We start from the raw sequence: 6,379 nt of genomic DNA, 5'->3' as shown, positions 1-6,379 counted from the left end.
CGGAATGTCGCGACGTGCGCTGGCGGTGGCGATGCCGGCTCCCATCAATCCGGTGCCCAGCACACCGACTCGCGCGATGTCACGCGGCGGGACAGCTCGCAGGTCGATGCCTGGATTCCGTTCCACCGCATTTCCACGAAAGAACACACCGATCAGGTTCGCCGCGGATGGCGATTGCATGATCTCCAGAGCGGCATCGCGCTCCACCTGCAGCGCCTGAACCAGAGGCAGGTTGATCCCGTCACGAATCGCCTTCAGCGCCACCAGGGGAGCCGGATACTGGCTGCCGGATTTGCCGCGGATGTAACCTTCCGCAACGGAAAACGTGAACGCGACCTGGTCGCCGGTCATCCCCAGCGGCTGACTGCGAAGCTGCCGGGCCTTCTTCCACGCGTCGTCCTGCCGCAGGATATCGATCAGTCGCCGGCCTTCTTCAACAAGCTGCGATTCCGGCACGACATCAAACACCAGGCCCAGTTCCACCGCTTCAGCGCCGCTGACAGTTGCTCCGGTGGTGATCATTCGGATGGCGTGGTGAACTCCGATCAGCCGCGGTAGGCGCTGAGTTCCGCCCCAGCCGGGAATGATGCCCAGCTTGGTTTCCGGAAGAGCGATCCCCGCCTTGCGGTTGGATGACAGCAGTCGCTGGTCCATCGACAACACCAGTTCGGTACCGCCGCCCATGCAGTGACCGTCAATCAGTGCCACGGTGGGAAACGGCAGCCGACTGAAGCGGTCGAACAATTCGTGGCCGCGCCGGACTCCGTGCGTCACCTGTTCAGCGGTTGCATGGACCAGAGCGGCAAGTTCACCGAGATCCGCTCCGGCGATGAACTGCCCCGGTTTGCCGCTGAGAAAGATCAGGCCGCGCACATCGCTGCGTTTTTCCAGTTCCGCGACAACTTCAAACAGTTCACTGATGACGGGTGCCGAAAACGTGTTGACCTTCTGTTGCGGGACATCAAACGTCAGCGTGGCAATGCCGTCATCGGCGGTCGTGAGCTGAAACGCGGCAGCCATGTGGAATCCCTGCGACAGTGCGGCGGTAAAGGTTCAGTGCAGCAGTAAATGTTCATCTGGTGGCGACGTTCTGACGGACAGCAGGCCTTTTCGTCGCCACGGAATTTGTCGCCACACCAATGAAGGCGGCTGCAGGGATCACCCGCAAAGCCCGAGCGTTCCACCTGCAGCCACGAAGCAATAGAAAGCGGAGAGGGGGAGATTCGAACTCCCGGTACCTTGCGGCACGCCGGTTTTCAAGACCGGTGCAATCGGCCACTCTGCCACCTCTCCGGCGAGCGCGACGGAATGCTAAAAGGATGTTTCGTGACTGTCAACAAGTGCCCCGCCGGCAACAGGGACGTAATCGCCAGCAGGTTCCGCGATGACATCCGCCGCATGCAACAACGAACTGCCGGCTGGCGTCAGACGCGACGGCACCGCATCCGACATCCCGCGCGGTGCATCGACTGGCAGCCCCGGCGTCGTCCGATCAGTCGCCGCCGTCGATGACGCGATCGATCATGATCCTGTATTGCCGACATTTGGATCGCAGAGTCGCGCGGGAGATGCCCAGCAGCCGTGCGGCCTGAAGCTGATTGCCGTCAACATGCTGCAGCACTCGGGGAATCACCTGCCGTTCCATCAACTGCTGCGCTTCGCTGAAGATCGACTCACTGGCCGACTGCAGGCGTTCTTCGACGAAGCGACTCCAGTCCGTAATGTCCGCGTGGCCGCCGGAGACTTCGCCGGCGGACTCGGACGACGTCGCGAGACCGCCGGACGAACCCGGTTCCACCGCGCGCACGGAATCCGGCAGGAAAGAAGGCACCAGCACCGGGCCGGTGGCTTCCAGCAGGGCATGTTTTATGACGCTTTGCAGTTCGCGAACATTGCCCGGCCAGTGATATTTTTCCAGCAGCCGCACGGTTTCCGGAGCGAGCCCGGTGATGTCCCGGCCAAGTTCCCTGGCGAACAGCCGGCAAAAATGTTCCGCCAACAGCCGGACGTCGTCACCGCGTTCTCGCAGCGGCGGCAGTTTGATGGTGAACACATTCAGGCGGTAGAACAGATCGCTGCGAAAGCTGCCGGAAGCAATCATCGATTCCAGATCGCGGTTTGTGGCGGCGATCAGCCTGACGTCGGTTTGAATCGATTCGTTCCCGCCGACGCGTTCGAATTTCTGATCCTGCAGAACTCTCAGCACCTTGGTCTGAGTCAGCGGTGTCATGTCGCCGATTTCATCCATGAACAATGTGCCGCCGGAACACTGTTCGAACTTTCCGATGCGTCTTCGTTCGGCGCCGGTGAACGAACCTTTTTCGTGACCGAACAGTTCGCTTTCCAGCAGCGTTTCCGGAATGGCCGCGCAGTTGATTGCCAGGAACGGTTTTGAGGAACGGTGGCTGTAGTTGTAGATCGCCCGGGCGATCACTTCCTTGCCCGTACCGCTTTCTCCCAGAATCAGAACGGTGACATTCTGCGGCGCGACACGTCCGACCGCGCGATAGACCTCCTGCATTGCCGGGCAGTTACCGATCAACAGATCGCCGCTGGTGTCAGCTGTCTGATCGGACGGCAGAGTCGCCGGCGTCCGCATCAGTCTGCTGGTTTCGGCAGCCGATTCCACAAGCGGAATCAGGGTGTCCGGGTCGAGCGGCTTCAGAACGTATTCGAAGGCCCCGGCTCGCATCGCGTCGATGGCGGTGCCGGCGGTCCCGTAGCCGGTCATCAGAATCACGGGAACCCGCGCGTCCGCGGCGTGGATCCTGCGGAACAGTTCCAGTCCCGACATGTCCGGAAGCCGGATGTCAGACAGGACCACATCCGGAGCCTGCGTCTTAAACAATTCGACCGCGCGGTCCGCCGACGATGCGGTGATCAGGTCGAACTCCGGTGCGGGAAACGCATAACGAAAACTGTCAAGGATCAGCGGTTCGTCATCCACCACCAGCAGCCGCGTCGTCTCGCGCTGTTCATTCTTCCGGCCAGTCACGACATGTCCTGTAATGCGTTTCGAATTTCGTTCAGCAGTTGTTTGTCGTCGTACGGTTTGGAAAGGAATCCGCAGCATCCTTCCACGCCCCCGCCGTATTCCGGCCGCTTCAGTCCGCTGCTGGCAATGATGCGCACATCGGGACGCAATCCGCGAAGAGCGCGGATTGTCTCCGGGCCATCGATTTCCGGCATCATCATATCAACGATGACCAGATCGATCTCGGCACTGCGCCGACGGAATGCGGCAATTCCCGCAGCTCCGCCGACGGCTGTCAACACGTTGTAGCCGCGAGTTTCCAGAGTCGCCCGCACGACCAGCAGGATCGATTCTTCGTCATCGATCAGCAGAATTGTCTGGCCGCTGCCTTCCGGGACGCTTTCCGTCTGCAACCGGGACTGCAATTCCGCCGACCTTACCTGCGCCGGAAGGTACACGGTGAACTTTGTTCCCCGGCGCGGCTCGCTGTACACCGACACGTTGCCGTTATGGCTTTTGATGATGCCCAGACATGTCGCCAGTCCCAGACCGGTGCCTCGGCCCTGTTCCTTGGTCGTGAAGAACGGATCGAAAATCTGGTCGACGACGTCCGGAGGAATTCCGGTCCCGGTATCGCTGACGGACACGCAGACATAGTCACCGGGACTCAGACCGACGGCGGACGCGCTTTCGTGCAGCGTCGTGTTGTGAGCCTCAAACGTCAGCGTGCCTCCTTCGGGCATGGCGTCGCGAGCGTTGATCGCAAGGTTCATCAACACCTGGGAAAGTTCCGTCGGATCACCGTTTATCGGCCACAGCGACTGTTCGACGTCCGTGCGAACGGCGACGGACTGAGTCAGAGTGTGTTCCAGGATGCCGCTGGCTTCTTCGATCAGAGTTTTCATGTCGACGACTTCGCGGGGACCGGAGGTTCCGCCGGCGAACGACAGCAGTTGCCGAATCATGGCCGCCCCTCGTTCAGCACTGGAAGTAATCGTGTCCAGCAGACCCAGCCGCTGCTGTTCGCCCGGTTCGCGCCGCAGCAGCCTGGCTCCCATCGTGATTGGTGTCAGCACGTTGTTCAGGTCGTGAGCGATACCGCTGGCCAGAGTTCCAATGCTCTCCAGCCGCTGCGACCGGCGTTCAATCTGTTCGCGCCGCTTCTCTTCCGTGATGTCGATATCAATGACCAGTTGCGACGTCGGCTGACCGGAATCGTCCACGATCAGCGACCGCCGGGATTCAACCGTCAATTCACGTCCGTCGCGGGCATTGATCCGTCGCTCGCCGATCCAGACACCGCTGTTGAGCAACTCCGACAGAATTCCGGATTCATCGCCATCCGACGGCAGCTGCAACAGCGAAGCACCCATCCGGCCAACGGCTTCCGATGCGTCCCAGCCGTACAATTCCCGTGCTCCGTCGTTCCAGCTCTGAATCCGGCCCTGCAGGTCGCGAACATGAATCGCATCTCGGACGCGTGACAGAATCGCCATCTGTTCGCGAGCCCGCGTGCGGCCGGTTTCGCGTTCCGTGACGTCGCGCAGAATGACCGTGAACAGCGGTCTGCCGTCGATCAGAGACCGCGACACGACGGCTTCCGCGGGAAACTCCGTGCCGTCCGCTTTCAGTCCCTGGATGATTCCGCCATCGCTGACGTTTCTGCGGGGCGGCCCGCCGGCAGCGTCGACGTCCATCAGCGGCTCAAGCTCCGCAAGGTACCGTTTCGGAAACAGAATTCGAAACGGCTGGCTCGTGGCATCACGTTCCCGGCGCTGAAACAGGTCTTCGGCGTTGGGATTCAGCATGACGATGCGGTGCTCATGGTCGACTGCGACAACGGCATCCATCGACGCGTCAATCACGGCCTGCAGCCGCGATCGTTCCGTCTGCAGTCTCGCGCCGGCGCGATTGCGTTCTGCGCGCTCCAGATTCGTGAACACTGCGGCCGCCGCGAACGTGCTGAGAGTCAGCAGCAGGCCCAGAGAGATAATCAGAAAGTGCCGGTTTGCCAGGCCGTCTGCGAGCAGCTTCAGCCGCTCCATCTCCAGTTCGCGTGCGGCCAGCATTTCGCCGATCTCACTGCGAATCAGGTCCATCAGCAGCTTTCCGCGATCGGTGGCCACGATCTCGCGGGCTCGCAGGAAGGCTTCCGATTCCGGTGCGTGCATTCGGGCGGCGACCGCTGCTTCCAGAATCGCCTTTTTTTCGCCGACAATCCGCCGCAGTTCGGCAACACGATCCGGATCGACTTCTCCTGTTGCCGCATAGCCATCCAGCGCGTCAAGGTGTTCCACGACACGGCTGAGCCCGACGTGGTACCAGGCCAGGTACCGGTCGTCTCCCATGATCAGAAAACCGCGCTGGCCGGTTTCCGCGTCTTTCATGGCCTCCAGAACCGAACGGACCTCCCGGTGAATCTGAAAATTCCGGAAGATCTCATCGCTGGTTTCGGCGGCATACCAGGCCGTATTGGCCCCCGCAAGAAAAACGACGATGACGCCGGCCGCGGCAATTGTCAGCAGGATGTTGACCCAGTTGACGTAGTATCGAGCTGTTTGGGGCATGGAAGGCATCATTCCAAAGGGCGACGACCGCTGAATCTCCTTCGGCGAAGGAAGCCGCGCCGGCATTATTGGCGTTCGCGTTCGTCGGGTCACCTTTCCGGCACAGGAAATGCGATTCTTTGCGCCGTTGTGGCGTCATTCGCGACAGCTCCTTTCCATCTATCGTCCGCACGGTGCGATTCATGTCGATTCCCTCACCCGGCGAAGCCTTCGAAGCCGCCCGAGACAATTGGCAAACCTGCGACTGGGCCACGGAATTCGGTCCGCTGAAACTGCGAGTCCAGGGGCTCCGATCAGCGCAGGCCGAGCGACTCGCGCTGGCGACAAGCGGCCGGGAATCGTCCGAATGGCGAAAAGCCGCCGGCTGGCTGCAACAGATTGAGAATACAGCCGCGGAAGCCTGCCAACTGGCAAGACGCGCCGTCAAAGCGCATGACGAAGGAGACATCGCGGTGGCCGCGGCATTGATCAAACAGGCCTGCGAACTGGAAGCTCAATGGCATGCGCATCTGATCTGGAAGACTACTCGGGACGCCATTTTATCCGCCGGCAGAAGCTCGCTGCGAGTTCCCACAGAAACCGGTGAATGAGCCGAATCGGATGGTCGCCGAATTGTCAGCCTGCGCGAATGCGTGCCACTTGCATGACTGGAGTCGGGACATTGTTTTCAAGACTCCCGCTGGATGCGTGCCGAAGGGCTTCGCAACAATAATCGGTACATCGTTCCCGGCTGAAATCCACAGCGATTGGCACAACACGTGCAAATCTCCTTATCGGGCGGGTCTTCGACTGCGCATTCCGCGCTGATACAGGCTTGCTCCACACATCTCACGAGCCT

At 60.9% G+C, this 6,379-nt stretch carries 4 protein-coding genes and 1 tRNA gene; 1 reads left to right on the top strand and 4 read right to left on the bottom strand.

Features of this window, described 5'->3' with window-relative positions:
- From R3C19_25060 to R3C19_25045, 4 genes are all read right to left on the bottom strand, one after another.
- Positions 1-1,020: enoyl-CoA hydratase-related protein (locus R3C19_25060; protein MEZ6063632.1), on the bottom strand; the 1,020-nt coding region annotated here is incomplete at its 3' end.
- A 188-nt stretch (positions 1,021-1,208) separates the two neighbouring features.
- Positions 1,209-1,293 (bottom strand) — tRNA-Ser (locus R3C19_25055).
- A gap of 199 nt (positions 1,294-1,492) precedes the next feature.
- Complete coding sequence (locus tag R3C19_25050; GenBank protein ID MEZ6063631.1) at positions 1,493-2,995, bottom strand: sigma-54 dependent transcriptional regulator; 1,503 nt, start codon at positions 2,993-2,995, stop codon at positions 1,493-1,495.
- The gene (locus tag R3C19_25045; protein ID MEZ6063630.1) at positions 2,992-5,541 is read right to left on the bottom strand and encodes a PAS domain S-box protein; all 2,550 of its coding nucleotides are present in this window, start codon (positions 5,539-5,541) and stop codon (positions 2,992-2,994) included. Before R3C19_25045 ends, R3C19_25050 begins: the two co-directional genes overlap by 4 nt.
- Before the next feature lie 182 nt (positions 5,542-5,723).
- Here R3C19_25045 and R3C19_25040 point away from each other — a divergent pair, with 182 nt between their 5' ends.
- Positions 5,724-6,131 carry a hypothetical protein gene (locus R3C19_25040; protein MEZ6063629.1) on the top strand — a complete coding sequence of 136 codons (408 nt, stop codon included), beginning with the start codon at positions 5,724-5,726 and terminating at the stop codon, positions 6,129-6,131.
- The last annotated feature ends 248 nt before the right edge of the window (positions 6,132-6,379 follow it).

It is taken from the genome of Planctomycetaceae bacterium, assembly GCA_041398785.1.
GTDB lineage: Bacteria > Planctomycetota > Planctomycetia > Planctomycetales > Planctomycetaceae > JAWKUA01.
Note: the sequence above shows the minus strand (reverse complement) of the source record. Positions and strands in the feature narration are given on the sequence as shown.

Bases quoted from the DNA above. Each gene is read 5' to 3' on its own strand.
- R3C19_25045 (MEZ6063630.1), bottom strand. From the start codon at position 5,541: ATGCCCCAAACAGCTCGATACTACGTCAACTGGGTCAACATCCTGCTG.
- R3C19_25040 (MEZ6063629.1), top strand. From the start codon at position 5,724: ATGTCGATTCCCTCACCCGGCGAAGCCTTCGAAGCCGCCCGAGACAAT.